Consider the following 25,522-nt stretch of genomic DNA (forward strand, 5'->3'; position numbering starts at 1 on the left):
CGCATGCTGCTCCTCATCGACGCCGGCAACACGCGCATCAAATGGGCCTTGAGCGACTCCGTCGGCGCGGCAGGCGCCTGGCTGGCCAGCGGCGCAGTGGCCCACGCCCAGCTCGACACCTTGCAGGCGGCATGGTCCGGCCTGGATATTTCCCATGTCCTGCTGTCGAACGTGGCCGGAGCGGCCATCGGCGCGCGCCTGCGGGCGCAGCTTCCGGCCCTGCCGGCGCCCGCCATCACCACCTTCGCTTCGTTGCCGCAGCAGGCGGGTGTGAGTAATCACTATCGCGATCCTGCCCAACTGGGATGCGACCGCTTTGCTGCCGCCATCGGCGCGCATGCGCTGGCGCCAGGCCAGGCCGTCATCGTCGCCAATTGCGGCACCGCCACGACCATCGACGCCATCACGGCCGACGGCGTCTTCCTGGGCGGGATGATCCTGCCGGGCCTGGGACTGATGGCCAGTTCGCTGGCGCGCAACACGGCGCAGCTGCCGCAAATCGCCAGCGACGCCGGGCTGCCGGACGGCTTTGCCGACAATACGGACGACGCCATCCTTTCCGGCTGCCTGGCGGCGCAGGCGGGCGCCATCGAACGGGCCGTGCGCATGCATGGCGCCAGCGTCTGCCTGCTGTCGGGCGGCGCCGCACAACGCATCGCGCCGGCCCTGGCGCTGCCGATTCCGCTGCACCTGGTCGACAACATCGTCATGATCGGCCTGCAGGCCGCCGCGCGCGCCGCGGGCGACACGCAAGGAGAACACGCATGCTGAAATTCGTCTTCTGGCTGCTGGCCGGGGTGAACCTGCTGGTGCTGGCCATCGGCCAGGGTTACCTGGGCAGTTTTCGCAGCGAGACGCGCGAACCGGCGCGCCTGAAGAACCAGCTGCACACCGGACAAATCAAGCTGCTGACCCAGGAACAGGCGACCGCACCGGCCATGCCGGCAACGCCAGCGCCGGCGGCCGCGGAAACGCCGGCACCGACGCCGCTGCCGCAATCGTATGCCTGCACGGAAGTGGGCAATTTCGTGCTGGCCGATGGCCGCCGTTTCGAGGCGCAAGTGGCCGCGCTGGACCTGGGCGACCGCCAGTCGCGCCGCAACGTGGCCGGCCAGGAAATATCGAGCTACATGGTGTATATCCCGCCGCAGGGCAGCAAGGAAGGCGCCGAGCGCAAGGCTGGCGAGTTGAAGCAGCTGGGGGTGACGAATTACTTCATCATGGGCGACGGCAGCCCGATGCGCTGGGGCATCTCACTGGGCGTATTCAAGTCGGAAAGCGGTGCGCAAAGCCAGCTGGCGTCGCTCAACAAACAGGGGGTGCACAGCGCGCGCATCGGCCCCCGCTACAGCTCCAGCAAGCAGCTGGCCTACCAGTTCCGCGACCTCGACGCCGCCACGCGCGCGCGCCTGGAAAAGATCAAGGCGCAGTTCCCGGAGCAGGAACTGCGCAACTGCAAATAAACCCCAGGCGCGCGCCTAGCGTTGGATGACGATAGGCTTGATCCCCGTCGATTCCGGCAGATTTGCCGCCGCACGCGCAGCCTCGGCGCGGCTGGAAAAAGGCCCGCCGTACAGGCGGAACAGGTTACCTGCCTGCACCACGCCCAAAGTGCCCAGGGCCGCCGCATATGGCGCCAGGCGCGAGCGCCCCGTTTCCGCATTGTCGGCGCGCGAGTAGGCGCCCAGTTGCAAATAAAAGCCGCTGGCCAGGGCCGCCGGCGCGGGTGCGGCCACCGTCGCGTCAACCGGCAGCATCTGCGTCGTCACTTCCGGCTGTACCACGGCGCCCGTCTCCACCGGCGTGTCGATGGAGATGGCTACCACGGATGGCGTCAATGGCGCCGGCTTCGGCGCCGCGCGGGCGGCCAGGATGGCATCGATATCGGCCGGCAGCAGCCGTTCGACCACCACCTGGTGGCTGCCCTTGCCCAGGAAGCCCAGTTTCAGCGCCGCCGTGTACGACACATCGATCACGCGCGTGGCGTGGAACGGCCCGCGGTCGTTGATGCGCACGATCACCTGCTCACCGCTGTCGATGCTCGTCACGCGCGCGTAAGACGGAATCGGCAAGGTCGGATGGGCGGCCGTCATCTTGTACATATCGTAGATTTCACCGGACGAGGTGCGCTGGCCATGGAATTTCTTGCCATACCAGGTGCCGGTGCCCTTCTGCGTAAACGGTTCGTTGCCGGTGATCGGCGTGTAGGTCTTGCCGAAGACGACGTAGGGCCGGTTCGAGCGCGTGGAATACGGCTCGTTGCGCACTTCCGCATCGGGCACGTCGCGCAGGTTCGGCGGCGGATTGTCGCCCGGACCGTCGTCCTTGTAGTAGCCGCCGCGTCCGGAACCTGCCGCCGGCAAGGCCGGCAAGGTGGGGTCCTGGCGCACAGGCGCCTTGACCTTGCCTCCAGATGGCATGGGCACGTTGCTCGAAGCGGGCTTTTGCGGCGTGGTGCCGCAGGCGGCCAGGGTCAGCAAGGCCGCAAGGCCCAGGCCACGCAGGGCGAAGGTATCGACTGGCGCGCGCATCAGGTCTGCACCAGCTTGCGGTGGCGCTGAATACTCATCAGGATGCCGGAGGCGACGCCGAGGGTCAGCAGCGCAGTGCCGCCGTAGCTGAGGAAAGGCAGGGGAACACCGACCACCGGCACAATGCCGCTGACCATGCCCATGTTTACAAACGCATACGTAAAGAAAATCATTGTTATCGCTCCTGCCAGCAGGCGAGTGAAAAAACTGGGGGCGTTGGCGGCGATCATCATCCCCCGTCCCACCAGCAGCAAATACATCAGCATCAGGATCAGATTCCCCACCAGGCCGAACTCCTCCGAATACACGGCGAAGATGAAGTCGGTCGTGCGCTCCGGGACGAACTCCAGGTGGGCCTGTGTGCCGTGCGTCCAGCCCTTGCCCGTCATGCCGCCGGAACCGATGGCGATGATGGACTGGATGATATGGAAGCCCTTGCCCAGCGGGTCCTTGGTCGGGTCGATCAGCATCATCACGCGGTCGCGCTGGTAATCATGCAGGTGCGACCAGGCGATCGGCAGGCAAGAGACAAAGGTGATCAGCAAGCCAGCCAGCACCTTCCACGACAGGCCGGCCAGGAAGATGACCGTAAAGCCGGCCGCCACCACCAGCAGCGCCGTGCCCAGGTCGGGCTGGCGCGCAATCAGGTAGACGGGCACCAGCAGCAGCACGGCCGCCATCAGGAACGACTTCCAGCGCAAGGCGCCCGCATTATGCTGGAAGAACCAGGCCAGCATCAGCGGCGTGGCGATCTTCAGGAATTCGGAAGGCTGGATGTCGATTACGCCAATATGCAGCCAGCGCCGCGCGCCCAGTTTGATGGTGCCGAACAGGGCCACGGCCACCAGCAGTATGACCGACACCGTATACGCGGGCACGGCGATGCGCATCATCATCTGCGGCGTGACGTTGGCCGCCACCCACATGACGAAAAAGCACAGCAGGATGTTGCGCAGGTGATCCTCGATCTTGCCGGGGATGCCGATGCTGGCCGAATACAGGGTCAGCAGGCTGGTGCACAGCAGCATCAGGATGATGATCATCAGCGGCGGATCAAACACCGCCAGGTAGGGTTTGGCGCGCCGCCACAGCGAACGCCTCTCGTTAATGGGCATGTGCTTCCTTATTGCCTGGCAGGCGGCGCCGGGGCAGCCTGCTCGTCCGTGATTTCTTCCAGGGTGCGCACTTCGTCGACATCTTCCTTCGGCACCTTGGTGGTGTCCTTTTCCTTGTCGCTCGGGCGCTTGCCCAACAGGTAGTAGTCGAGCGCCTTGCGCGCGATCGGCGCGGCCACGCCGGCGCCGAAGCCCGCGTTTTCCACCACGATGGCGATCGCGATGCGCGGCTTGTCGGCCGGCGCGAAAGCCGTAAACAGGGCATTGTCGCGCAGGCGCTCGGCCAGCAGCTTGGCGTTGTACTTCTCGTTTTTCTTGATCCCCACCACCTGCGCCGTGCCTGTCTTGCCGCCCACCGTATACTGCACGCCGGTGAAGATGCGCGCGGCCGTACCGCCCTGTTCGCTCGTCACGCCCACCATGGCGCGCTTGATGATGTCGATATTTTCCTGCTTGAGCGCGATGCGGTAGCTTTCCTTAGGTACCGTCAGGGTGCGCGCGCGCGTGCTGGCGTCCTCGATGATTTTCACCAGATGCGGCTTCATCACGACACCGTTATTGGCCAGGTTGGCCGTCGCATGGGCGATCTGCAGCGGCGTGTAGGAATTGTAGCCGGAGCCGTTACTCACCGAAATCGTGTCGCCGCCCACCCATTTTTTCTGCTGCGGGGTCTTGAAGCGGTTGCGCTTCCATTCTGTCGACGGCAGCACGCCCGTCTTTTCATTATTCAGGTCGATCCCCGTCAGCTGGCCGAAGCCGAACGGCTTCATGAAGTCGTGGATGGCGTCGATGCCCATGTCGCGACCCAGCTGGTAATAATAGGTATTGCACGAGACGACGATGGACTTGTGCATGTCGACCGTACCGTGGCCACCCACCTTGTCGTCGCGGAAGGTGTGCCCGCCGAGGATGAAAAAGCCGGGGTCGGAAATCGACTGGCTCGGCGTGCGCTTGCCCAACTCGAGTGCGGCCAGCGCCATGAAGGGCTTGAAGGTCGAGCCGGGCGCGTACGTGCCGGACAGGGGCCGGTTGACCATCGGCCGGTCCAGCGAGGTATTGAGTTCATTCCAGCTTTGCTGGTCGATGCCGTCGACGAACAGGTTCGGATCGTAGCCTGGCTTGGACACGTAGGCCAGGATGTCGCCCGTGGCCGGGTCGATCGCCACGGCGGCGCCGCGCCACTCGCCGAACGCTTCCTCGACCACCTTTTGCAGCTCGATGTCGATCGACAGGATCAGGTTGTTGCCAGGAGTCGCGGCGGTGCGCGACAGCGTGCGCATGGCGCGCCCGCCGGCCGACACTTCCACCTCCTCATAGCCGGTGGTGCCGTGCAGCTGCTTCTCGTAGCTTTTTTCCAGGCCCTCCTTGCCGATATGATCGGTACCGTTGTAATTGGCCGCGTCCTCGCCCTCTTCCAGTGCCTTGGCTTCATTACGGTTGATGCGGCCGATGAAGCCCACCACATGCGATGCCACTTCGCCCATCGGATACTGGCGGAACAGGCGCGCCTGCACTTCCACCCCTGGGAAGCGGAAACGCTGCGCCGTGAAGCGCGCCACCTCCTCATCCGTCAGGCGCGTGCGCAACGGCACGCTGACGAAGTTCTTGGATTCTTCCAGCAGCTTTTTGAAGCGGCGGCGGTCCTTGACGTCGATCTGCACCAGGGTCGACAGCTCGTCGATCACGGAATCGAGGCTGGCACTGAGCTTCGATGGCGTCACTTCCAGCGTATAGGCCGAGTAATTGCGCGCCAGGACCACGCCATTACGGTCGAGGATCAAGCCGCGCGTGGGTACGATGGGCACCACCGCGATGCGGTTGTCCTCGGCCTTGGTGGCATAGTCTTCATGCTTGATCACCTGCAGCCAGATGAAGCGCGCCAGCAGCAGCGAAAAGCAGATAAACACGAGCGCGCCCAGGACGGTCAGGCGCATCCGGAAGAAATGCAGTTCGCGCTCGTTATTCTTAAGTTCAGTCATTGCAGGCGCCCGTCAAATCGGCCGGTTGTGATCCCGGTCCACGGCACGGCGTTGCGGCGCCAGGAGGATCCAGGTAACGAAGGGCCATAGGGCGACGGCGACGAAGCTCTCGATGAAATTGAGCCAGCCAGGAAAGCGGCCCGAGACGATCAGGCGCGTCAGCAATTGCAGCGCCTGCGTCAGCAGCAGCAGCGGCAGCACATGCAGCGCCTGGGTCATGATGGGGAACCACAGTACGCGGCGGTGCATCATGATGGCGAAATACGACAGCAGGGTGTAGGCCAGCGCATTTTCGCCCAGCAGGGTCGAGTCGTGCACGTCCATCATCAAACCCATGAAGAAAGCCACGCCGATGCCAACCTTGCGTGGCTGATGGACGCCCCAGAAGACCAGTACCAGCGCGACGAAATCGGGTACGCCGACGAACTGCCCCCAGGGCAGCAAATTCAACAGGAACGCGCACAGCAGGGAAAAGCCGATGAACAGGGGGCTGACAGGCAGCAGGATGTAATGCGGGCGGTTCATCGTGTCGCCTCCTTCGGTGGCACGGCGACAGGTGTTGTTGCGGCAGCCGGCGCTGCCGGTTTCGCTACCGGGCTGGCAGGCGGTTTCGCGGCCGTTGCGGCGGCCGCGTTGGCCGGCGCGCCCGCCGGGACGGCAGCAGGCTCCTTGGCAGGGTCCTTGATCGGCGCCATCTTGCCGGCGATCTTGCGGCCCGTCTTGATATCTTCGGCGGGCGGGCGCGGAGCAATCTCGGGCGATGTCATCAAGATGAGCAGCTGTGTGTTGCGTTCGATGCCGGCCAGCGGCTGGCACACGACGCGGCCGAACGGACCGTGTGCATTGCGTTCGACCAGGGTCACGCGGGCCACGGCCAGGCCGGCCGGGTACAGGCCATCGAGGCCCGAGGTAATGACAATGTCGCCGATCTGGATATCGGCACTGGGGGCCGTGAAGCGCAATTCCATGGTGCCGGACTTGCCGCGGCCGATGGCCACGCTGCGCACGCCATTGCGCAGCAGTTGCACGGGGATCGCCTGCTCTTCGTCCGTCAGCAAGGTCACTTCGGAGGTGAACGGGAACACGCGCGTGACCTGCCCCACCACGCCGAGGTTATCGATCACTGGACGGCCCAGTTCGACGCCGTTCTGAATGCCCCGGTCCAGCACGATCTTGCGCGAGGCCGAGTCGCGCGTGTCATACAGGACTTCGGCCATCATGGTCTTGACAGGGACTCTTTCGCGCGCTTCCATCAGCTTGCGCAAATGGTTGTTTTCAACGATGTTGAGTTGCGCCTGTTGCAGGATCTGCGCCGAGGCGATCTGTTCGTGTTTCAGGTCGCGCACCTGCTTTTCCAGCGCGGACAACGAAGAAAAGTAATTGCCGACGCCGAGCGCCACATCGCGCGGCACCAGGGCCGCCATCTGCACCGGATACAGCACGGTGCCGACGGCCTGGCGCACGGCCGTCAGCGCGTGCATGCGCGAATCGACCAGCAGCAGGGCGATAGAAATGCCGGCGAACACCATCATCTTGACGCGGGCGGAGGCGCCTTGTTTGAAAAGTGGCGGAGGACTGTATTCCATGACATCCAGTAATCAGGCGCAGTGCGCCAACGTGCGGGCCCCGGGCAAACGCCGGCGCCAAAACCAAAAAAAGGCCGGAAACTGAAGTTCCGGCCCTTCTGTCAGATTATTCGTAGGAGAAGATCGAGCCGAGCTTGTCCATACGTTCCAGTGCCATCCCGGAACCGCGCACCACGCAGGTGAGCGGGTCCTCGGCCACCAGCACCGGCAGGCCGGTTTCCTCCATCAGCAGGCGGTCCAGGTCACGCAGCAGCGCGCCGCCGCCCGTCAGCATCATGCCTTTTTCGGCGATGTCGGCACCCAGTTCCGGTGGCGTCTGTTCCAGCGCGTTCTTCACGGCCGAGACGATGTTGTTCAGCGGGTCGGTCAGCGCTTCGAGAATCTCGTTGCTCGAGATGGTGAACGAACGCGGGATGCCTTCGGACAGGTTGCGGCCCTTGACTTCCATTTCCTTCACTTCCGAACCAGGGAAGGCCGAACCGATGGCCTTCTTGATGGCTTCGGCCGTCTGTTCGCCGATCAGCATGCCGTAGTTGCGGCGGATGTAGTTGACGATGGCTTCATCGAACTTGTCGCCGCCCACGCGCACGGAACCCTTGTAGACCATGCCGCCCAGCGAGATAATGCCCACTTCGGTGGTACCGCCACCGATGTCGACCACCATCGAACCGGTCGCTTCCGACACGGGCAGGCCCGCGCCGATGGCTGCCGCCATCGGTTCTTCGATCAGGTACACCTGCGAGGCGCCGGCGCCCAGTGCCGATTCGCGGATCGCACGGCGCTCGACCTGGGTCGAACCGCAAGGCACGCAAATGATGATGCGCGGCGATGGACGGAAGAATTTCGAGTCATGCACCATGCGGATGAATTGCTTGAGCATCTGCTCGGTCACGGTGAAGTCGGCGATCACGCCATCTTTCATCGGACGGATCGCTTCGATATTGCCCGGCACCTTGCCCAGCATCTGCTTGGCTTCCTTGCCGACTGCCTGAATGGTCTTCTTGCCATTCGGACCGCCTTCCTGGCGGATGGCGACGACGGATGGCTCGTCCAGGACGATACCGAGGCCGCGTACATAAATTAGGGTGTTGGCCGTGCCCAAGTCAATGGCCAGATCGGTGGAGATATACCTGCGTAAAAAACCAAACATGAGTGTCCTGTAGCGCATCGAGCTGCGCAAAAGCTGTTTATGGGGAGTTTCAAAGCGGGCGCTTTCAGGCACCCTGAAAATCCAAAAGGCGATTTTTCCGGGTTTCGCTTGGCGCTTGCGCAATCTTTTCTATGCTGCGGCAGCAGTCCATCAGCGCCGGCAACGCATTAACCCGCCATTCTACCTTATAATTTGAATGCGATTTGCTCAAAAACCATGGAAAAGTGCGACTCTTGCAGCCGCGAGTTACGCGGCATTCCTCGATTTTTGTGAGCAAAATAGCAGTAAATACCCGCGTTTTATCAAAACGCCAACTTAATACTAATGCGCGGCACTCCGCGCCCTTCGCCATGTCCCTGACACTCTCCGACGTAAAACGCATCGCCCATCTGGCACAACTTGACATGGCCGACGACCAGGCCGTCACCTCGCTGGAACAATTAAACAAGATTTTTGCCCTGGCGGAACAAATGCAAGCCGTCAATACCGATGGCGTGGCTCCCCTGAGCCACCCGCTGGCGGCCCACATGGACAATATCGCCCTGCGCCTGCGCGAGGACGTCGCCACGGAACAGAATCGCCGCGACGCCTACCAAGCCGTGGCGCCGAAAGTCCAGGATGGCCTGTATCTCGTCCCCAAGGTTATCGAATAAACTCGCCGCTGCGCCGTTCCCGCCTTCTTGCTGAATATCAAAATAGAAACGCCATGCATACAAAATCCATCAAACAGCTGTCCACGCTTTTGCAGAACAAGGAAATTTCCGCCGTTGCACTGGCGACGCATTTCCTCGACCGCATCGAGGCGGACAACTCGAACGCCTTCCTGCACGTCGACCGTGCCCTGACCCTGGCGCAAGCTGCCGCAGCGGATGCGCGCATCGCCGCCGGCACGGCCACGCCGTTGACGGGCGTGCCGATCGCCCACAAGGACTTGTTCGTGACGAAAGGCTGGCGCACGACGGCCGGCTCGAAAATGCTGGCCAACTACGCCAGCCCGTTTGACGCCACCGTGGTGGAAAAATTCCAGGCGGCCGGCATGGTCACTTTGGGCAAGGTCAATTGCGATGAATTCGCCATGGGTTCCGGCAACGAGAACTCGGCCTTCGGCGCCGTACAGAACCCATGGGACAAGACGGCCGTGCCGGGCGGCTCGTCCGGCGGCTCGGCCGCCGCCGTGGCGGCCGGCCTGACGCCGGCGGCCACCGGCACCGATACGGGCGGCTCGATCCGCCAGCCGGCCGCTTTTTGCGGCATCTCCGGCATCAAGCCGACCTACGGACGCGTGTCGCGCTTCGGCATGATCGCCTTTGCCTCGTCGCTGGACCAGGGCGGCCCGATGGCCCGCTCGGCGGAAGACTGCGCCCTGCTGCTCACCGCCATGGCCGGCTTCGACGAGCGTGATTCGACCAGCCTGTCGCCGGAACAGGGCGGCGTGGCGGAAGATTTTTCGCGCGACCTGGATCACCCCCTGACGGGCTTGCGCATCGGCGTGCCGCGCGAGTACTTCGGCGAGGGTCTGGCCAAGGACGTGGAAGCGGCCGTGCGCGACGCGCTGGCGCAGTATGAAAAGCTGGGCGCCACCCTGGTCGATATCTCGCTGCCGAATACGGCCCTGTCGATTCCCGCCTATTACATGATCGCGCCGGCCGAGGCGTCGTCGAACCTGTCGCGCTACGACGGCGTGCGCTACGGCCACCGCGCCGCCGAGTACAAGGACTTGCAGGACATGTACAAGAAGTCGCGCGCCCAGGGCTTCGGTCCGGAAGTGCAGCGCCGCATCATGGTCGGCACCTACGTGCTGTGCCACGGCTACTACGACGCCTACTACCTGAAGGCGCAGAAGATCCGCCGCCTGATCGCGCAGGATTTCGACGCCGTCCTGAATGGCCCGAACGCCGTCTGCGACGTCATCATGGGCCCCGTCGCGCCAACCGTCGCCTGGAACCTGGGCGACAAGACGGACGACCCGGTGGCAAACTACCTGGCCGACATCTACACCCTGTCGACCAGCCTGGCCGGCCTGCCCGGCATGTCGATCCCTTGCGGTTTCGGCGCAGGCGAGAAAAACGGCAAGCGCCCCGTCGGCCTGCAAATCATCGGCAATTATTTTGGCGAAGCGAAGCTGCTGAACGTGGCCCACCAGTTCCAGCAAGTGACGGACTGGCATACGCGCAGCCCTGCCGGCATCTAAGAAAAAATTTGCGCCGCCCAGGCGGCGCCACCAAAAAATAAGCGAGAACACTATGCAATGGGAAGTCGTCATCGGTCTTGAGAACCACGTGCAGCTCACGACCGAATCCAAAATTTTCAGCGGTTCGCCGATCAAGTACGGCGCCGACGCCAACACGCAGGCCAGCCCCGTCGATCTGGCGCTGCCCGGCGTGCTGCCCGTGATGAACAAGCAAGCCGTCGACCGCGCCATCCGCTTCGGCCTGGCCGTGGGCGCCACCGTGGCGCCGCACTCGGTCTTCGCGCGTAAAAACTATTTTTATCCGGATTCGCCCAAGGGCTACCAGATCAGCCAGTTCGAGGACCCCGTCGTCATCGGCGGCGCCCTGACCTTCGGCTATGAAAAGGATGGCGAATTCGTCACCAAGACGGTGAACCTGACACGCGCCCACCTGGAGGAAGACGCCGGCAAATCCCTGCACGAAGACTACGCGGGCATGAGCGGCATCGACTTGAACCGCGCCGGCACGCCGCTGCTGGAAATCGTCTCGGAGCCGGAAATCCGCAGCGCCGCCGAAGCCGTGGCCTACGCCAAGGCCCTGCACTCGCTGGTCATGTGGCTGGGCGTTTGCGACGGCAACATGCAGGAAGGCTCGTTCCGCTGCGACGTCAACGTCTCCGTGCGCCCCGTCGGCCAGAAGGAATTCGGCACGCGCTGCGAGATCAAGAACCTGAACTCCTTCCGCTTCATCGAGGAAGCCGTGCACGTCGAAGTGCGCCGCCAGATCGAGCTGATCGAAGACGGCGGCAAGGTCGTGCAGGCCACGCGCCTGTACGATCCGGAGCGCAAGGAAACGCGCGAAATGCGCAGCAAGGAAGACGCACAGGATTACCGCTACTTCCCGGACCCGGACCTGCCGCCGCTGGTCATCTCGCCCGAGTGGATCGCCACGGTCAAGGCCTCGATGCCGGAACTGCCGGCCGCCATGCGCGCCCGTTTCATCAGCGAATACGCGCTGCCGGACTACGACGCGCTGGTGCTGACGCAGTCGAAAGCCATGGCCACCTATTTCGTCGCCGTGGTCGACAAGGCCGGCAAGGAAAACGCCAAGGCCGCCGCCAACTGGCTGATGGGCGACGTATCGTCGACCCTGAACCGCGAAGGCGTGGACCTGGACGAGGCGCCTGTCTCTGCCGCGCAGCTGGCCGCCATGCTCAAACGCATCGCCGATGGCACGATCTCGAACAAGGCGGCAAAAGAAGTCTTCGTTGGCATGTGGGAAGCGAAGTCAAACGACGAGCACCTGGTCGATACCATCATCGATGCCAAGGATCTGAGACAAATCTCGGACTCGGGCGCCCTGGAAGCCATCGTCGACGCAGTGCTGGCGGCCAACGCCAAGTCGGTGGAGCAGTATCGCGCCGGCAAGGAAGCGGCGATCAACGCGCTGATCGGCCAGTCCATGAAGGCCTCCAAAGGCAAGGCCGACCCGGCCCAGCTGACGGAACTGCTGAAAGCCAAGCTGGCGGGATAATTTTCACTCGCCCCAAAAAAAGACGCTGCGGCGTCTTTTTTTTCGTCTGAACGATCCGCGCATAAACAAGTTTGTCTAGCTTTTATCCCTTGCCTGAAAGGCGTTTATACGCCACTGAAAATTAAAGTATACATTTTTGTCTACAAGGTTTAATCTAGCCCTATTGAATTTCAGGCAAGAGGAAAACCGCATGACCAAGACGCACGACATCCCGAAACCGACGGCAGCCGAACTCGATCTGCTGCAGGCGCTGTGGCCGCTGGGCGCCGCCACGGCCAAGCAGGTGCACGAGGCGATGGCGCTGGCCAAGCCGGCCATCACGTATGGCACGGTGCTGCGCCTGATGCAGATCATGCACGGCAAGGGCTTGCTGATCCGCGACGAAAGCCAGCGCTCACACGTGTATGCGCCGGCGCAGGCGCAGGACAGCCTGCAGACGAATTTGCTCAAGGAATTGATGCAGAAGGCTTTTGCCGGTTCGGCCAAGGCGCTGGTGCTGGCGGCGCTGCGCACGGGCGTGTCGCGCGCCGAACGCGAGGAAATCGAAAAAATGCTCAAGGACGATCTGTCATGAGCGGCTTCGTGCCGGCACTGGGCTGGACCCTGCTGCACTTCCTGTGGCAAGGGCTGCTGATCGGCTGCGCCACGGCGCTGGCGTGGGGGGCCTTGCGCAATGCGCGTCCCGAGGCGCGCTACGCCGTCGGTTGCGGCGCCCTGCTGGCCTGCCTGGCGTGGCCGGCGGCGGGCTTGTATCTGCGCCTGGCCGGGGCCGATGCCACGGGCGCGCTGTACTCCAGCGCCTTGCTGCCTGCCGCCCTGCTGGCGCCCGACAGCCTGCCCGACCTGGACTTGCTGCTGCGCGCCGTCGTCGGCGTGTGGGCCTTGTGCGCCGCCGTGCTGGCGGTGCGCATGGCGCTGGGCATGCTGTGGATAGCGCGCAGCGCCAGGAACACGGGCGCCACGCATGGACAGCTCCAGACAAGGCTGTCGCGCATGGCGCACGATGCCTGCGTGGCGCGGCCCGTGCGGCTGCGCGTGCTCGACAACATCGCCAGTCCGCTCACGGCCGGCATCTGGCGTCCCATGGTACTGGTGCCTGCTGCACTGATCACCGGCATGCCGCCCCACCTGCTCGACGCGCTGCTGGCGCACGAACTGGCGCACATCCGGCGCCACGATTATCTGCTCAACCTGCTGCAAAACGCCATCGAGGCACTGCTGTTCTTCCACCCTGCCGTCTGGTGGATTTCACGCGGCGTGCGCCTTGAACGCGAACATATTGCAGATGATTTCGCAGCAAGACAACTGGGCGAACCGCGGCGTCTGGCTCTTGCACTCTCGGAACTGGAACGTCTCCAGTTCTCAACCCACCACCTGGCCCAGGCGGCCAACGGAGGAGATCTTATGTCACGTATCAAACGATTGCTGCGCCCCGCACCACAAGCGCTGAACTGGAAGGCGGCCGTGCCGCTGCTGGCACTGGCCGGCGCCTGCCTCGGCATCTACGGCCAGGCCGTCGCCGCCGACGGCGCGCCCGTGCCGGAGCGCCGCCCCGTCATCGACTTTGGCGTGTGCGGCAAACCGGTCTACCCGGCGGCATCGCTGCAGGCGAAGGAAGAGGGCACGGTCATCATGTCCTTCGACGTGAATGCCACCGGCAAGGTATTGGACTCAAGCGTGGTCAAAAGCAGCGGCCATCCAGCCCTCGACGAGGCGGCGCGCAGCGGCATTGCCAAGTGCACGTTCAAGCCGGCCCTGGCTGGCGGCAAGCCGGTCAGCGCCAGCGTCAAGGTGCAATATGTCTGGAGCCTGAACTAATGTATCAGCGGCAGCATCGCAACAGCGGAGCTGCCGCCCGCTTGCGGGTATGATCATGGATTCATCCACGCACCTGTGAACACGCCATGAACAAGATCAAAACCGGCCTCGTCGGCTACGGCTTTGCCGGCTCCACCTTCCACGCTCCCGTGCTGTCCGCCATTGATGCCCTGGAACTGGCAGCCGTCGCCTCCAGCAAGCCGGAACTCGTGCACAAGGACTGGCCGCAAGCGACCGTGTACGCGGAACCCGCACAGCTGTTTGCCGATCCAGCCATCGAACTGGTCGTCATCGCCGCTCCCAACGAGGCCCATTTCAGCCTGGCGCAAGCGGCCCTGCAGGCGGGCAAGCACGTGGTGGTCGACAAGCCCTTCACCATTTCCAGCTTTGAAGCGCAGAGCCTGATCGCCCTGGCAAAAGAGCGCAAGCTGGTGCTCAGCGTGTACCACAACCGACGCTGGGATGGCGACTTCCTGACCCTGAAAGCGCTGCTGGCGCAGGGCACCCTGGGGCGCATCGCCAGCGTCGAATCGCACTTCGACCGTTTCCGCCCCGAGATCCGCCAGCGCTGGCGCGAGTCCGGCGCACCGGGCGGCGGCTTGCTGTACGACCTGGGTCCGCACATGCTGGACCAGGCCATGCAGCTGTTCGGCAAGCCGGAAAAACTGTACGCCGATATCGTCCTGCAGCGCGATGGCGCGCAAGCCGTCGACTACATGCACATCGTTTTGCACTATGACCGCTTACGCGTGGTGCTGCAAGCAGGCTGTCTGGTGAAGGCGCCGACGGCGCGCTTCGCCGTGCATGGAGATAAAGGCAGTTTCGTGAAATTCGGCCTCGACCCGCAGGAAGACGCGCTGAAGGCGGGCGCCAGGCCGGGCCAGCCCGGCTGGGGCGTCGATCCCGTGCGCGGCGCGCTGCACCTGGGCACGCAGCCAGACGGCCATTTCGACCACCTGGCGATGCAGCCTGGCTGCTACCAGGATTTCTACCAGGGCATGGCCGACGCCATCCGCCACGGCGCAGCGGCACCCGTGGCTGCCGAGGATGCGGCAGCGACGATACGCCTGATCGAACTGGCGCTGCAAAGCGCCGCCGAAGGGCGCGTGCTCGCGGTCAGCTGATCGGGCTGCCGTCGCTACATCAAGGCCGGCCCTGGTTCGTTCCCGCCGGCCAGACCAGCTCCACCTGCGCGGAACTGCCTGCCTTGACCTGCACCTTGCGTTCCAATGTCTTGCCGGCCAGGGTAGCGCGCAGGCTGTAGCTGCCCGGCGGCAGTTTCGCCAGCAGGAACGGTCCGCTAGCCGTCGTTTCCAGCACCGCAGCGCCCTTGGCGTCGCGTATTTCCAGCTTCACGTCGGAAGCAAATTCCGCCTTGCCCGCCGCCTGCACGGAAAACACGAGGCTCAAAGGCCAATGCCGGCTGGCGCTCTTGATGGCCGCCGACTCATCGAGGCCGATGCCGCCGCTCAGGTATTCCACCGCCCCGCTCTTCTGCACAGGCGGCAGTGCGGCGTCGCTTTGCGCCTGCGCCGCACTTCCCAGCAACAGCCCGGCGGCCAGCATTGCCGCCGCCAGGGTCAAGGTACTGCATCTGTCTGGTGCCATCTCACTCTCCTCGTGTCGGTTGAATCAAGATAGGAAGCGCAGCTTAGGCCAGTCTTAGGTTAGCGCCGGCGCATGGCCTCGGCGATCTTCTGGTCCGTCTTGAACTGGCTCAGCGCATACACGGCCCAGATCGTCGCCGGCAGCCAGCCGATCAAGGTGATTTGCAGGATCAGGCAAATGATGCCGGCAATGGGGCGGCCGATCGTGAAAAAGGTCAGCCACGGCAGTAACAGGGCAATCAGCAAGCGCATCGTTCGTTCCTTGAGTATTCCCCTGTACCGCGGGGACCGGGCCGGCATGCGCCGGCGGTAAATGCAGTCAAACCGATTATAACGATACCCGGCCGTCAAGCCTGCACGGGTGCCAGCAATTTTTCCATCCAGGCCAGGATGGCGGCAAAGATCGCCTCGCGGTTCACTTCATTGAAATTCTCGTGATAGTTGGCCGGATAAAAATGATAGTCGAGCAAGCCATCGGGCACGCTGCGCAGCAGGCTCTCCGTGGCGCGGCTGTCGGCCAGCTTGTCGTCGCCCGCCACCGCGGCGAACAGGGGGAAACGCCAGTCCGACAGGCCGCCCGCCAGTTCCTTTTGCGCCGACGTCAGCGCATGGGCGAAACGCACCGACGCCGCACTGGCGCGGATGCCGTCGCGCTCGTCCTGGAAATGGCGCGCGGTGATGGTTTGATCATGCGTGAGCAGCATGGTCAAGTTGCCCAATGGCACTTTCATCGTCGGGAAGCGCTGCGCCAGCCAGCCCGACAGCATCTGCAGCACCTTCGGCACGGGTATCGCATTCACGTAAAACGGCGATGAAATCACAAATCCCTTGATGGCCGGATCGCCCGCAAAGCGGCGCAGCCCCAGGTGGGTGGCGATCAGGCCGCCCATGGAGTGGCCCATGACGAAGATCGGCACGCCCGGATACGCCTGCTTGACCCAGGCGAGGAACAGCTCCTCGTCGTCGAGGAAGGCCTCGAACGAGGGGATGTCCACCTTGCGCTTGCCGTCGTGGCCCACCATATCGAAGCTGACGGTGGCGATGCCGTGCTGGCGGAAGGTCAGCGCCGGCGTGACGTAGTCGCCCGCATGCGCCATGCCGCCGTGGATCGCCAGGATCACGGCGCGTGGCTGTGGCGGCAGCTCCGGCTGCCAGATGTGGATGGGCCGCTCGACCTGGTCGCTGCACAGCAGGCTGGCCATCTTGTCTTCTGAAAAACGCATCGCAACTCCTGTCATGCCCTGTCACGCCTTCAGATGATCGATCAACTGGCGCGCATACAGGGGTAATTCACTGAACTGGCGCACGCAGATTGTCAGGTTGCGTACCGACCAGGGATCCGATAATTCCAGGCAGCGCAGCGCCATCGACTGCTGGCTGCGACGCGCCGCCGCCAGCGGCACCACGCTGATGCCCACGCCGCTGGCCACCATGCGGCAGACGGCATCGAAGCTGCGCAGGCGCACGCGCACCTTCAACGGACGCCCCAGGCGCGCCGCATGCAGGCCCAGGTACTGCTGCATCGCGCTGTCGTCGGCCAGGCCGATGAAATCGTGATCGAGCACACTGGCGAAATCGACGGCGCCGTCCTGTCCGAGCGCGCGGTGATGCACGCCATCTGCCGCGGCGATGACCACCAGCCGGTCGGGGCGGAACAAAAACGTCTGCAAGCCGCGCATGTCGACCGAGTCGGAAACGATGCCCATGTCGGCCAGTCCTTCCGAGACGGCTTTGACGATATCGTAACTGAGACGCTCTTCCAGGTCGATGGTCAGGTTCGGATGGCGGTCGAGAAAAGCGCCCAGGGCCTCGGGCAGGAATTCGCTGAGCGCCGCCGTATTGCACAGCAGGCGCAACTGCCCTTTCAAGCCGCGCGTAAATTCGCCCAGTTCGCCGCGCATTTTCTCCATTTGCAGCAATACCAGGCGCGCGTGATGCAGCAGGGTCTGGCCCACGGGGGTCGGCTCGACGCCGCGCCGGCCGCGCAGCAGCAAGGGCATGCCCAGCATCTCTTCCATGCCGCGCACGCGCGCACTGCTTGACGCCAGCGCCAGATGGCTGCGCGCGGCGCCCGCCGTCAGGCTCCCCGCCTCCACCACGTTGACGAACAGCTGCAAATCAACCAGATCAAAGCGCATAACGGCTCCCCTTTTCACCATCTTACCAGCCTTCGTATTTTACTGAGGCTGACTCAAAATAATCCACCTTGGCGAAATCCGCAAGCACGCGCAGAATCCACGCAAATCACTGTGGAATAGAAAAAATGGAGACGTCATTCCTGCTGGCTGTCGGCGCCAGCTTCCTCGTCGCTGGCTTCGTCAAGGGCGTAGTCGGATTGGGCCTGCCGACGGTAGCCATGGGCACGCTCAGCCTCGTCATGCCGCCCGTGCAGGCGGCAGCCCTCCTGATCGTGCCATCGATGGTGACGAACCTGTGGCAACTGGCGGCCGGCCCCGGCCTGCGCGCCCTGCTGCGGCGCCTGTGGCCCATGCTGGCCGCCGTCATGGCCGGCCCCCTGGCGGGCGGCGCGCTGCTGCCGAAGGACAGCGGCGCCTGGGCCGTCGTCGCGCTGGGCGCGGCGCTGATGGTATATGCGCTGGCGGGCCTATGCTCGCTGCAGCTGCGCGTGCCGGCGCGGCACGAAGCCTGGCTGGGGCCCGTGACGGGCGCCGCGACGGGACTGGTGACGGCCGCCACGGGCGTGTTCGTGATTCCCGCCGTACCGTATCTGCAGGGACTCGGGCTGGCGCGCGACACGCTGGTACAGGCGCTGGGCCTGGCCTTTACGGCATCGACCGTGGCGCTGGCGGCCAGCCTGGCCCTGCACGGCGACTTCAGTCCCGGCGCGGCCGGCGCTTCCGCGTATGCGCTGCTGCCGGCGCTGGCCGGCATGCTGGCCGGACAATGGCTGCGCGGACGCATCGCGCAACAGGTATTCAAGCGCTGCTTTTTTATCGGCCTGTTCGCCCTGGGCCTGCATGCGGCGGTCAAACCATGGCTGGGATGATAGACGTGGTGCCCTGGGGCGAGCATGCGCTGTCGGCCTGCATCGACGGGCAACAGGTGGCCATGCTCGATTTCAGCCCCTGCGGCGGCGAGGCCACGCTCAATATGCTGTTCGTGAAACCGCCATTTCGCCATCGCGGCGTGGCCAGGGCATTGATGCGCGAAATCCAGCGGCGCTATGCACAGGTGCGCTGGGTCAATCGAGGCAGAGAATGGACGCGACCGACAATTCGAGTTGCTCGACCAGTTCCGGCTGCATGAATTGATACTCGTCGGGGATATCGAGCACGTGGATGGTCTTGTGCTCAAGCAGGCGGCCAAACTGCGCGCGCAAGCGCGACTTGTGCTTCTCCTCCATCACGAAAATCACCTCGCACCAGGCCAGGTCATTCGCATTGACGGGATGGCGCGCGTTCGGACTGGTACCGCCCGAACGCACGGACAGGGCGGGATGGCGACGCCATACCCGCTCCGCCGTGGGACTGCGCCACTGGTTGCGGCTGCAAACGAACAGGACGTTCAAGCGCGCCTGAACCTCAGATGCCGTAGCGCGCGCGGTAGGCGGAGACAGCTTCTTTATGTTTCAGCAGTTCCGGATCGGCGCCCGCGCCGTTCAGGTAGCCGAACAAATCGTCCAGGTTGCCGATCGAGATGACGGGAATGCCGTACTGTTTCGACACTTCCTGCACCGCCGAACTTGGCGACAGCTGGCCGTCCGGGCCCGAGCGCTCCATGCGGTCGAGGGCGATCAGCACGGCGCATGGTTCGGCGCCGGCGGCGCGGATCATGTCCACCGATTCGCGTACCGAGGTGCCGGCCGAGATCACATCGTCAATGATGACAACCTTGCCATGCAGCTTGGCGCCGACGATGGTGCCGCCTTCGCCGTGGTCCTTGGCTTCCTTGCGGTTGAAGGCGAACGAGGTGTTGCGGCCCTTGCCGGCCAGCGCCACGGCGGTGGCCGACGCCAGGGTGATGCCCTTGTAGGCGGGGCCGAACAGCATGTCGAATTCCACGCCCGAGTCGAGCAGGGTCTGCGCGTAGAACTGCGCCAGCTCGGCCAGGGTGGCGCCGTCATGGAACAGGCCTGCATTGAAGAAGTACGGCGACTGGCGCCCGGCTTTGGTGGTGAACTCGCCAAACCGCAAGACTCCCTTGGATACTGAAAACGCGATAAACTGCTGGCGTAAATTATTCACATTAGCCTCATTTTTTAAAAGTGCCTGTATTTTAATCCGCGCGCAGCGGCGAGACAATCGCCATGCCGCGCCCGCCGGCCCCGTCCAGCGCCCTTTTCACTCTCAATCTATGCCAAAAATTATCTCCGCCAACCTGAACGGTATCCGTTCCGCCGCCAAAAAAGGCTTTTTCAACTGGATGGGCACACAGACGGCCGATTTCATCTGCGTACAGGAATTGAAGGCGCAGCTGCCCGACATGACGCCGGAATTCCTCAATCCGCACGGCTACCATGGCCATTTCCACTACGCCGAGAAAAAGGGCTATTCCGGCACGGGCGTGTACAGCAAGGTCGAACCGGACGCCGTGCATATCGGCTTCGGCAGCCCCGAATTCGACGCCGAAGGCCGCTACGTGCGCTGCGATTTTGGCAACCTGTCCGTCATTTCCGTGTACTGCCCGTCCGGTTCGTCCGGCCCGGAGCGCCAGGAAGCCAAGTTCCGCTTCATGGAACTGTTCCTGCCGCACCTGCTGGAATTGAAGGCGCTTGGCCGCGAAGTGGTCATCTGCGGCGACTGGAACATCGCCCACCATGAAATCGACCTGAAAAACTGGAAGGGCAACAAGAAGAACTCCGGCTTCCTGCCCGAGGAACGCGCATGGCTGACGCGCGTCTTCGACGAAGTGGGCTTTGTCGACGTGCACCGCGGCCTGGACAAGCGCGAAGACCAGTACACCTGGTGGAGCAACCGCGGACAAGCCTATGCGAAGAACGTGGGCTGGCGCATCGATTATCACGTCGCCACGCCAGGCATCGCGGCCCAGGCGCATACGGTCAGCGTCTACAAGGACGAACGTTTTTCCGATCACGCGCCCTTGATCATCGATTACACCATCAAGGCGTAAGCACCGCTACAGGCTGCGCCGGCTTTCGAAGTGGCGCGGCTCACCCGTCAACGGGTCCGTAAAATCGATCGCGCGCGCCAGCAGCTGCAAGGGCTGCGACATGTCGTCTTCCTTGCACGGCAGGGCCACCGGGTAAAACGCATCATTGACGATGGGAATGCCCAGCGACGCCAGGTGCACGCGCAGCTGGTGCTTGCGGCCCGTGTGCGGCTGCAGCCGGTACAAGTTCACGCCGCCGCGCCGCTCGATCACGTCGATGATGGTTTCCGAGTTCGGCTCGCCCGCTTCCTCGCGCATGAGGAAAAACTTGTCTCCATCGACCATGCGGCTGCGGTAGGTAAACGGAAAATCACGGCCCTCCAGAACGGGCGCCAGCGCTTCATATGTCTTGCGCACCTCGCGGCGCTGGAACAGCGTTTGATAGGCGCCGCGGCTGGCGATCTGGCGCGAGAAAATCACCACGCCGGCCGTCTCGCGGTCGAGACGGTGGATGGGCGTGAGGTCGGCGCAATCGAGCTTTCTCTTCAGGCGCGTCAACAGGGTCTCCTGCACGAAGCGGCCGCCCGGCGTCATCGGCAGGAAATGCGGCTTGTCGACCACGACCAAATGCTCATCCTGAAACAGGATCTCTTCGTGAAACGGGATCGGTGTTTCACGCGCCAGTTCACGGTAGTAAAAAATACGCATGCCGCGCCGGTACGCGCTGCCCGGTCCCAGCACGGCGCCGTCGCCGTTGACCACTTCGCCGCGCGCCATGCGCTCCCGCCATTGCGCGGCGCCGATCTGCGGATAGCGTTCGACGAGAAAGGCCAACATGTCCGGCCACTGCCCTTCCGGCAGCCACAGATAGCTGGGTGCGACGCCGTCGCGCATGGGCAGGGGCGCCGGCTTGCTGCTGCGTCCAGGCATGCTAGCGTGTCGCGATGGCGGTGCTGCGGTACGGCGGCAAGGCGTCGACGCTGACGCCCTTGCTGCGCGCGTACAAGGGCAGCACTTGCGCCATGTGCTCATTCATCTGCGAGATGCGGTCGCTGCCCGAAGGATGGGTGGACAGGAATTCCGGCGGCGCGCCCTTGCTCACTGCCGCCATTTTCTGCCACAGCACCACGCCGGCGCGCGGGTCGAAGCCGGCGCGCGCGGCCAGATCCATGCCGATCAGGTCCGCTTCGCGTTCGTCGTCGCGCGAGAACTTCAGCATCACGCCCTTGGCCGCCATATTCGTCGCGGTGCTGGTCAGGTTCGGGTCGACGCCCAGCCAGGCCGACAGGCCGGCGCCGGCCAGCTTGGCGCCCACGGCCGCCAGATTGCCCTTGCCCGCCTGCGCCTGTGCGTGCTCGCGCAGTGCGTGCGAGATCTCGTGGCCCATGACGACGGCTACTTCATCGTCGGTCAGATTCAGCTTGCTGATAATGCCGCTGTAAAAGGCGATCTGCCCGCCCGGCATGCAGAAGGCGTTCACCTCGTCCGAATTGAGCAGGTTGATCTGCCATTGCCAGCTGCTGGCCGCGTCGTTCCAGCGGGCGGCATACGGGATGATGCGCTGGGCGATCGCACGCAGGCGTTTCACCTGCGGATCGCTGTCCGGCACGAGCGCATTCTTTTCCTTCGCGTCGCGCACCAGTTCCGCGTACTGCAGCTTCGATTTTTCATTGAAATTTTCACCGCCGGCGAAAATGCGCGTGCCCGACAGGGGGCGTACCTTGATGCCATCCTGGAGCACCGCCTGCTGTGAATAGGCGGACAGCGGCGCCAGCGCGGTGAGCGCGCACAGGCTGGCCAGGACGGCATAACGTTTAAGGGATATTGGTGCCATTGGCAGACCTCCATGGAGCAATTTTAGGCAGCATCATCATGGCCGGGAAGGCCAGGAAGAAGCAGACGATGAAAAATGAGAACCAGCCCAGCTCGGCGACCAGAAAGCCCACCGAGGCATTGATCAGGGTGCGCGGCACGGCGCTCAGGCTGGAAAACAAGGCATATTGCGTGGCCGTATAGCGCGGGTCCGTGCTGCGCGACAGGAACGCGACAAAGGCGGCCGCGCCCAGCCCCAGGCTGGCGAACGCTTCAAAACCGATCACGGCACTCAATAACATGGTGTTCGGCCCCACCTGCGCCAGCCAGGCGAAGCCGAGAATGGCGATCGCCTGCAGCGCGCCAAACACCCACAGGCCCCGGTTGATGCCCAGCTTGAGCATCCACACGCCGCCCACCACGCCGCCGGCCAGGCTGGCCCAGAAACCCGTGGTATTGGCGGCCAGGCCGATCTGCGTCATGGAAAAACCCAGGTCGAGATAAAACTTCGTCGCCAGCGCCGTCGCCATGCTGTCGCCTATCTTGTAGAGTAATACAAAGGCGAGGATCCACATTGCGTTACGCCAACCATCGCGCGCGATGAATTCCTGGAATGGCAAAATGATGGCTTCGCGCATGGTCTTCGGCGGCGAGCCGTACACGGCGGGTTCCTTGATCAGCAAGGTGCAGACCAGGCCCGGCAGCATGAAGGCGGCCGTGATCCAGAACACGGGCTGCCACGGCATGCGGTCGGCCAGGATCAGCGACAACGCACCCGGTACCATGCCAGCCACTTTATACGCGTTGACGATGACGGCGGCGCCCAGGCCCTGCTCGTTATCGCTGAGAATTTCGCGCCGGTAGGCGTCGATGACGATGTCCTGGCTGGCGGACAAAAAGGCCACGCCGCCCGCAGCGGCCGCGATCAGCCCGATCTGCGTGAGCGGGTCCAGCATGCCCATGCCGCCGATGGAGAAAAACAGCGCCACCTGCGTGGCGGCCATCCAGCCGCGCCGGCGTCCCAGTCCCAGGATGCGGTAGCGGTCCATCAGGGGGGCCCACAGGAATTTCCAGATGTACGGGAACTGCACCAGGGCGAACAGCCCCAGTGCCTTGACGTTCAGTCCCGACTTGGCCAGCCATGCCTGCAGCAGGTACAGCAGGATGAACAGGGGCAGGCCGGAACTGAAGCCCAGCACCAGCACGGCCAGCATGCGGCCATTGGCATAGGAACGCCATCCTGGCGCCGGGCTGACATTCATCAATGCACCGCTTTTTTACGCAGGCGAAAAACGGCCAGGTCGCCGCGCAGGTTAGGCAGCACGGAGACCATCCTGCCTTCTGCCAGGGCCACGCATTCAATCACTTCCAGGCCGCATTCCTCGGCCAGTTCGCGGAAATCGTTGATGGTGGCGCAGCGCACGTTGGGCGTGTCATACCACTGGTAAGGCAGCGACTTCGACACGGGCATGCGGCCTTTCAGCAGTGCCACGCGGTGCGGCCAGTAGGCAAAGTTGGGAAACGAGACGATGGCCTCGGCGCCCACGCGCACGATGTCGCGCAACAGCGGCTCGACCTGCTTCATCATCTGCAGCGACGACAGGCACAGCACCGTGTCGAAGCTGTTGTCACCAAAGATGGCCAGGCCTTTTTCCATATCCTGCTGGATCACGTTGACGCCGCGCAAAGTACTGGCCAGCACCTTGTCGTCGGCGATCTCGATGCCGTAGCCGCTGCATTCCTTGTCGCTTTGCAGGTACTGCAGCATCACGCCTTCGCCGCAGCCCACGTCCAGCACATGCGCGTTCTTCGGCACCCAGTGGGCGATGAAGGCCAGGTCGGGGCGCAGCGCGCTCAATTCGTCAAAAGTCATGCGGTCTCCTTGGCGCCCTGGCGGACGGCGGTGTGCTGTGCCGGAGCGGGCAAGCCCGCGCCGATGTCGTTCCAAACCTGGCCATAATAGGCGCGCACCATGTTCATGTAGCGCGGATCTTCCAGCAGGAAGGCGTCGTGGCCATGCGGCGCATCGATTTCGGCATAGGTCACCTGGCGGCGGTTGCGCACGAGGGCTTCGACGATTTCGCGGCTGCGCTCGGGCGAGAAACGCCAGTCGGTGGAAAACGAGGCGAGGAAGAACTTGGCCCTGGTGCCCGACAGGGCCTTGGCCAGGTCGCCGCCATGCGCGCGCGCCGGGTCGAAGTAGTCGAGCGCCTTGGTGATCAGCAGGTAGGTATTGGCGTCGAAGTACTCGGAGAACTTGTCGCCCTGATAACGCAGATACGACTCGATCTCGAAATCGATGCCGAAGCCGAATTTGTAGTCGCCCGTCTGCGCCGCGTCGCGCAGCTTACGGCCGAATTTCTCCGCCATGTCATCGTTCGACAGATAGGTGATGTGTCCCACCATGCGCGCCACGCGCAAGCCGTTCTTCGGCACCACGCCATGCGCATAAAAGTCGCCGCCGTGGTAATCGGGATCGGACAGGATGGCCTGGCGCGCCACGTCGTTGAAGGCGATGTTCTGCGCCGACAGCTTGGCCGTCGAGGCGATCACCACGCAATGGCGCAGCCGCTCGGGAAACATGATGCTCCACGCCAGCGCCTGCATGCCGCCCAGAGAGCCGCCCATCACGGCGGCGAACTGGCGGATGCCCAGTTCATCGGCCAGGCGCGCCTGCGCGCTGACCCAGTCTTCCACCGTGACGACGGGGAAGGAGGCGCCATACGGCTTGCCGGTGGCGGGATTGGTGTGCATGGGGCCCGTCGAGCCGAAGCAGGAGCCGAGGTTGTTGACGCCGATGACGAAGAATTTGTTGGTGTCGAGCGGCTTGCCGGGACCGACCATATTGTCCCACCAGCCAGTGCTCTTCGGTTCGTCCGCATACACGCCGGCCACGTGGTGCGAGGCGTTCAGGGCGTGGCAGACCAGCACCGCGTTCGATTTGTCGGCGTTCAGGGTGCCGTAGGTTTCATACATCAACATATAGTCCCGCAGCGATGCGCCGCTTTGCAGCTGCAGGGGTTGCGCAAAATACATGGTTTGCGGCGAAACGATTCCAATGGATGACATGTGTGTCGGTTTATAAAAGGGGGCGGCCCCACGGGCCATGGTCGATGCAGCACCGCGATGATAGGTGCTGCAACTTTAACA

At 63.7% G+C, this 25,522-nt stretch carries 29 protein-coding genes; 11 read left to right on the plus strand and 18 right to left on the minus strand.

All coding sequences use genetic code 11. From position 1 onward, the window contains the following. Nucleotides 1-3: 3 nt before the first annotated feature. Both CBW50_RS07455 and CBW50_RS07460 read left to right on the plus strand, forming a co-directional pair. A complete protein-coding gene (locus tag CBW50_RS07455) occupies nucleotides 4-771 on the plus strand; it encodes a type III pantothenate kinase (protein ID WP_086144944.1) in 768 nt (255 codons plus the stop codon). After that, nucleotides 765-1,463, plus strand: a complete 699-nt coding sequence (locus CBW50_RS07460; RefSeq protein ID WP_086144945.1) for a hypothetical protein — start codon at nucleotides 765-767, stop codon at nucleotides 1,461-1,463. Before CBW50_RS07455 ends, CBW50_RS07460 begins: the two co-directional genes overlap by 7 nt. A 15-nt stretch (nucleotides 1,464-1,478) precedes the next feature. Here the strand turns inward: CBW50_RS07460 and CBW50_RS07465 are convergent, their stop codons facing one another. From CBW50_RS07465 to CBW50_RS29290, 7 genes are all read right to left on the minus strand, one after another. Further along, the gene (locus CBW50_RS07465; RefSeq protein ID WP_086144946.1) at nucleotides 1,479-2,531 is read right to left on the minus strand and encodes a septal ring lytic transglycosylase RlpA family protein; all 1,053 of its coding nucleotides are present in this window, start codon (nucleotides 2,529-2,531) and stop codon (nucleotides 1,479-1,481) included. Further along, on the minus strand, nucleotides 2,531-3,646 hold the full coding sequence (gene rodA, locus CBW50_RS07470) for a rod shape-determining protein RodA (protein WP_086144947.1): 1,116 nt from the start codon (nucleotides 3,644-3,646) through the stop codon (nucleotides 2,531-2,533). Before rodA ends, CBW50_RS07465 begins: the two co-directional genes overlap by 1 nt. Before the next feature lie 8 nt (nucleotides 3,647-3,654). Continuing rightward, the gene (gene mrdA / locus CBW50_RS07475; RefSeq protein WP_086144948.1) at nucleotides 3,655-5,625 is read right to left on the minus strand and encodes a penicillin-binding protein 2; all 1,971 of its coding nucleotides are present in this window, start codon (nucleotides 5,623-5,625) and stop codon (nucleotides 3,655-3,657) included. A gap of 12 nt (nucleotides 5,626-5,637) precedes the next feature. Then, the gene (gene mreD / locus CBW50_RS07480; protein WP_076568268.1) at nucleotides 5,638-6,150 is read right to left on the minus strand and encodes a rod shape-determining protein MreD; all 513 of its coding nucleotides are present in this window, start codon (nucleotides 6,148-6,150) and stop codon (nucleotides 5,638-5,640) included. Then, nucleotides 6,147-7,211, minus strand: coding sequence for a rod shape-determining protein MreC (gene mreC, locus CBW50_RS07485; RefSeq protein WP_086144949.1), 1,065 nt, complete (start codon nucleotides 7,209-7,211; stop codon nucleotides 6,147-6,149). The genes mreD and mreC overlap by 4 nt, the downstream gene beginning before the upstream one ends. Nucleotides 7,212-7,317: 106 nt before the next feature. Beyond that, nucleotides 7,318-8,361 carry a rod shape-determining protein gene (locus CBW50_RS07490; protein WP_010393186.1) on the minus strand — a complete coding sequence of 348 codons (1,044 nt, stop codon included), beginning with the start codon at nucleotides 8,359-8,361 and terminating at the stop codon, nucleotides 7,318-7,320. A gap of 64 nt (nucleotides 8,362-8,425) precedes the next feature. Further along, nucleotides 8,426-8,713, minus strand: a complete 288-nt coding sequence (locus CBW50_RS29290) for a hypothetical protein (RefSeq protein WP_143450713.1) — start codon at nucleotides 8,711-8,713, stop codon at nucleotides 8,426-8,428. Here CBW50_RS29290 and gatC point away from each other — a divergent pair. The 6 genes from gatC (at nucleotide 8,712) to CBW50_RS07520 (ending at nucleotide 15,007) form a co-directional block, all read left to right on the plus strand. Continuing rightward, complete coding sequence (gene gatC / locus CBW50_RS07495; RefSeq protein WP_086144950.1) at nucleotides 8,712-9,014, plus strand: Asp-tRNA(Asn)/Glu-tRNA(Gln) amidotransferase subunit GatC; 303 nt, start codon at nucleotides 8,712-8,714, stop codon at nucleotides 9,012-9,014. The two genes, CBW50_RS29290 and gatC, sit on opposite strands and share 2 nt — an antisense overlap. 53 nt (nucleotides 9,015-9,067) lie before the next feature. Next, on the plus strand, nucleotides 9,068-10,552 hold the full coding sequence (gene gatA, locus CBW50_RS07500; protein WP_086144951.1) for an Asp-tRNA(Asn)/Glu-tRNA(Gln) amidotransferase subunit GatA: 1,485 nt from the start codon (nucleotides 9,068-9,070) through the stop codon (nucleotides 10,550-10,552). 37 nt (nucleotides 10,553-10,589) lie between these two features. Continuing rightward, nucleotides 10,590-12,065, plus strand: a complete 1,476-nt coding sequence (gene gatB, locus CBW50_RS07505; protein WP_301178800.1) for an Asp-tRNA(Asn)/Glu-tRNA(Gln) amidotransferase subunit GatB — start codon at nucleotides 10,590-10,592, stop codon at nucleotides 12,063-12,065. 190 nt (nucleotides 12,066-12,255) lie between these two features. Next, complete coding sequence (locus tag CBW50_RS07510) at nucleotides 12,256-12,639, plus strand: BlaI/MecI/CopY family transcriptional regulator (RefSeq protein ID WP_086144953.1); 384 nt, start codon at nucleotides 12,256-12,258, stop codon at nucleotides 12,637-12,639. Then, complete coding sequence (locus tag CBW50_RS07515; RefSeq protein ID WP_086144954.1) at nucleotides 12,636-13,883, plus strand: M56 family metallopeptidase; 1,248 nt, start codon at nucleotides 12,636-12,638, stop codon at nucleotides 13,881-13,883. The genes CBW50_RS07510 and CBW50_RS07515 overlap by 4 nt, the downstream gene beginning before the upstream one ends. Before the next feature lie 86 nt (nucleotides 13,884-13,969). Further along, entirely contained in the window at nucleotides 13,970-15,007 is a 1,038-nt protein-coding gene (locus tag CBW50_RS07520) for an oxidoreductase (RefSeq protein ID WP_086144955.1), read from the plus strand. Nucleotides 15,008-15,026: 19 nt separating this feature from the next. On the opposite strand, the gene CBW50_RS07525 is transcribed toward CBW50_RS07520, so the two are convergent. The 4 genes from CBW50_RS07525 to CBW50_RS07540 form a co-directional block, all read right to left on the minus strand. Continuing rightward, nucleotides 15,027-15,491, minus strand: a complete 465-nt coding sequence (locus CBW50_RS07525) for a carboxypeptidase-like regulatory domain-containing protein (RefSeq protein ID WP_139842435.1) — start codon at nucleotides 15,489-15,491, stop codon at nucleotides 15,027-15,029. A gap of 59 nt (nucleotides 15,492-15,550) precedes the next feature. Next, a complete protein-coding gene (locus tag CBW50_RS07530) occupies nucleotides 15,551-15,742 on the minus strand; it encodes a YqaE/Pmp3 family membrane protein (RefSeq protein WP_086144957.1) in 192 nt (63 codons plus the stop codon). Nucleotides 15,743-15,837: 95 nt separating this feature from the next. Beyond that, nucleotides 15,838-16,713, minus strand: coding sequence for an alpha/beta fold hydrolase (locus CBW50_RS07535; protein WP_086144958.1), 876 nt, complete (start codon nucleotides 16,711-16,713; stop codon nucleotides 15,838-15,840). A gap of 21 nt (nucleotides 16,714-16,734) precedes the next feature. After that, the gene (locus CBW50_RS07540; RefSeq protein ID WP_086144959.1) at nucleotides 16,735-17,628 is read right to left on the minus strand and encodes a LysR substrate-binding domain-containing protein; all 894 of its coding nucleotides are present in this window, start codon (nucleotides 17,626-17,628) and stop codon (nucleotides 16,735-16,737) included. 125 nt (nucleotides 17,629-17,753) lie between these two features. Here CBW50_RS07540 and CBW50_RS07545 point away from each other — a divergent pair, with 125 nt between their 5' ends. Continuing rightward, on the plus strand, nucleotides 17,754-18,497 hold the full coding sequence (locus CBW50_RS07545; protein ID WP_086144960.1) for a sulfite exporter TauE/SafE family protein: 744 nt from the start codon (nucleotides 17,754-17,756) through the stop codon (nucleotides 18,495-18,497). Further along, nucleotides 18,494-18,757 carry a GNAT family N-acetyltransferase gene (locus CBW50_RS30305; protein WP_226936267.1) on the plus strand — a complete coding sequence of 88 codons (264 nt, stop codon included), beginning with the start codon at nucleotides 18,494-18,496 and terminating at the stop codon, nucleotides 18,755-18,757. Before CBW50_RS07545 ends, CBW50_RS30305 begins: the two co-directional genes overlap by 4 nt. Here CBW50_RS30305 and CBW50_RS07550 read toward each other — a convergent pair. Together CBW50_RS07550 and pyrE are read right to left on the minus strand one after the other, a co-directional pair. Beyond that, entirely contained in the window at nucleotides 18,693-19,019 is a 327-nt protein-coding gene (locus CBW50_RS07550; protein ID WP_216356323.1) for a low molecular weight protein tyrosine phosphatase family protein, read from the minus strand. The genes CBW50_RS30305 and CBW50_RS07550 overlap by 65 nt on opposite strands. Nucleotides 19,020-19,032: 13 nt before the next feature. Next, entirely contained in the window at nucleotides 19,033-19,695 is a 663-nt protein-coding gene (pyrE, locus tag CBW50_RS07555; protein WP_076568256.1) for an orotate phosphoribosyltransferase, read from the minus strand. Between the two features lie 109 nt (nucleotides 19,696-19,804). Here pyrE and CBW50_RS07560 point away from each other — a divergent pair, with 109 nt between their 5' ends. Further along, entirely contained in the window at nucleotides 19,805-20,581 is a 777-nt protein-coding gene (locus CBW50_RS07560; RefSeq protein WP_086144962.1) for an exodeoxyribonuclease III, read from the plus strand. A 6-nt stretch (nucleotides 20,582-20,587) separates the two neighbouring features. Here the strand turns inward: CBW50_RS07560 and CBW50_RS07565 are convergent, their stop codons facing one another. The 5 genes from CBW50_RS07565 to CBW50_RS07585 are packed head-to-tail and all read right to left on the minus strand — an operon-like array spanning nucleotide 20,588 to nucleotide 25,441. After that, nucleotides 20,588-21,490: an RluA family pseudouridine synthase gene (locus CBW50_RS07565; RefSeq protein WP_086144963.1), complete on the minus strand. Its 903-nt coding sequence runs from the start codon at nucleotides 21,488-21,490 to the stop codon at nucleotides 20,588-20,590. Nucleotide 21,491: 1 nt separating this feature from the next. Beyond that, nucleotides 21,492-22,394 (minus strand): M48 family metallopeptidase, encoded by a 903-nt coding sequence (locus CBW50_RS07570; protein ID WP_086144964.1) that lies wholly within the window; start codon nucleotides 22,392-22,394, stop codon nucleotides 21,492-21,494. Further along, nucleotides 22,375-23,634, minus strand: a complete 1,260-nt coding sequence (locus tag CBW50_RS07575; protein ID WP_086144965.1) for an AmpG family muropeptide MFS transporter — start codon at nucleotides 23,632-23,634, stop codon at nucleotides 22,375-22,377. Before CBW50_RS07575 ends, CBW50_RS07570 begins: the two co-directional genes overlap by 20 nt. Then, nucleotides 23,634-24,245 (minus strand): methionine biosynthesis protein MetW, encoded by a 612-nt coding sequence (gene metW, locus CBW50_RS07580; RefSeq protein ID WP_086144966.1) that lies wholly within the window; start codon nucleotides 24,243-24,245, stop codon nucleotides 23,634-23,636. The genes CBW50_RS07575 and metW overlap by 1 nt, the downstream gene beginning before the upstream one ends. Further along, entirely contained in the window at nucleotides 24,242-25,441 is a 1,200-nt protein-coding gene (locus CBW50_RS07585) for a homoserine O-acetyltransferase (RefSeq protein ID WP_086144967.1), read from the minus strand. The genes metW and CBW50_RS07585 overlap by 4 nt, the downstream gene beginning before the upstream one ends. Nucleotides 25,442-25,522 lie beyond the last annotated feature (81 nt).

The organism is Janthinobacterium sp. GW458P, from assembly GCF_002127585.1.
Classification (GTDB): domain Bacteria; phylum Pseudomonadota; class Gammaproteobacteria; order Burkholderiales; family Burkholderiaceae_D; genus Janthinobacterium.

Excerpts from the sequence above, each read along its gene's own strand:
- CBW50_RS07575 (WP_086144965.1), bottom strand. The coding sequence starts at position 23,634 with ATGAATGTCAGCCCGGCGCCAGGATGGCGTTCCTATGCCAATGGCCGC.
- CBW50_RS07545 (WP_086144960.1), top strand. The coding sequence starts at position 17,754 with ATGGAGACGTCATTCCTGCTGGCTGTCGGCGCCAGCTTCCTCGTCGCT.
- CBW50_RS07570 (WP_086144964.1), bottom strand. The coding sequence starts at position 22,394 with ATGGCACCAATATCCCTTAAACGTTATGCCGTCCTGGCCAGCCTGTGC.
- CBW50_RS07585 (WP_086144967.1), bottom strand. The coding sequence starts at position 25,441 with ATGTCATCCATTGGAATCGTTTCGCCGCAAACCATGTATTTTGCGCAA.
- mrdA (WP_086144948.1), bottom strand. The coding sequence starts at position 5,625 with ATGACTGAACTTAAGAATAACGAGCGCGAACTGCATTTCTTCCGGATG.
- CBW50_RS30305 (WP_226936267.1), top strand. The coding sequence starts at position 18,494 with ATGATAGACGTGGTGCCCTGGGGCGAGCATGCGCTGTCGGCCTGCATC.
- CBW50_RS07520 (WP_086144955.1), top strand. The coding sequence starts at position 13,970 with ATGAACAAGATCAAAACCGGCCTCGTCGGCTACGGCTTTGCCGGCTCC.
- mreC (WP_086144949.1), bottom strand. The coding sequence starts at position 7,211 with ATGGAATACAGTCCTCCGCCACTTTTCAAACAAGGCGCCTCCGCCCGC.
- CBW50_RS07510 (WP_086144953.1), top strand. The coding sequence starts at position 12,256 with ATGACCAAGACGCACGACATCCCGAAACCGACGGCAGCCGAACTCGAT.
- CBW50_RS07560 (WP_086144962.1), top strand. The coding sequence starts at position 19,805 with ATGCCAAAAATTATCTCCGCCAACCTGAACGGTATCCGTTCCGCCGCC.
- CBW50_RS29290 (WP_143450713.1), bottom strand. The coding sequence starts at position 8,713 with ATGGCGAAGGGCGCGGAGTGCCGCGCATTAGTATTAAGTTGGCGTTTT.
- metW (WP_086144966.1), bottom strand. The coding sequence starts at position 24,245 with ATGACTTTTGACGAATTGAGCGCGCTGCGCCCCGACCTGGCCTTCATC.
- CBW50_RS07565 (WP_086144963.1), bottom strand. The coding sequence starts at position 21,490 with ATGCCTGGACGCAGCAGCAAGCCGGCGCCCCTGCCCATGCGCGACGGC.
- CBW50_RS07465 (WP_086144946.1), bottom strand. The coding sequence starts at position 2,531 with ATGCGCGCGCCAGTCGATACCTTCGCCCTGCGTGGCCTGGGCCTTGCG.
- rodA (WP_086144947.1), bottom strand. The coding sequence starts at position 3,646 with ATGCCCATTAACGAGAGGCGTTCGCTGTGGCGGCGCGCCAAACCCTAC.
- gatA (WP_086144951.1), top strand. The coding sequence starts at position 9,068 with ATGCATACAAAATCCATCAAACAGCTGTCCACGCTTTTGCAGAACAAG.
- CBW50_RS07460 (WP_086144945.1), top strand. The coding sequence starts at position 765 with ATGCTGAAATTCGTCTTCTGGCTGCTGGCCGGGGTGAACCTGCTGGTG.
- CBW50_RS07530 (WP_086144957.1), bottom strand. The coding sequence starts at position 15,742 with ATGCGCTTGCTGATTGCCCTGTTACTGCCGTGGCTGACCTTTTTCACG.
- CBW50_RS07490 (WP_010393186.1), bottom strand. The coding sequence starts at position 8,361 with ATGTTTGGTTTTTTACGCAGGTATATCTCCACCGATCTGGCCATTGAC.
- gatC (WP_086144950.1), top strand. The coding sequence starts at position 8,712 with ATGTCCCTGACACTCTCCGACGTAAAACGCATCGCCCATCTGGCACAA.
- CBW50_RS07525 (WP_139842435.1), bottom strand. The coding sequence starts at position 15,491 with ATGGCACCAGACAGATGCAGTACCTTGACCCTGGCGGCGGCAATGCTG.
- CBW50_RS07455 (WP_086144944.1), top strand. The coding sequence starts at position 4 with ATGCTGCTCCTCATCGACGCCGGCAACACGCGCATCAAATGGGCCTTG.
- CBW50_RS07535 (WP_086144958.1), bottom strand. The coding sequence starts at position 16,713 with ATGCGTTTTTCAGAAGACAAGATGGCCAGCCTGCTGTGCAGCGACCAG.
- CBW50_RS07540 (WP_086144959.1), bottom strand. The coding sequence starts at position 17,628 with ATGCGCTTTGATCTGGTTGATTTGCAGCTGTTCGTCAACGTGGTGGAG.
- mreD (WP_076568268.1), bottom strand. The coding sequence starts at position 6,150 with ATGAACCGCCCGCATTACATCCTGCTGCCTGTCAGCCCCCTGTTCATC.
- CBW50_RS07515 (WP_086144954.1), top strand. The coding sequence starts at position 12,636 with ATGAGCGGCTTCGTGCCGGCACTGGGCTGGACCCTGCTGCACTTCCTG.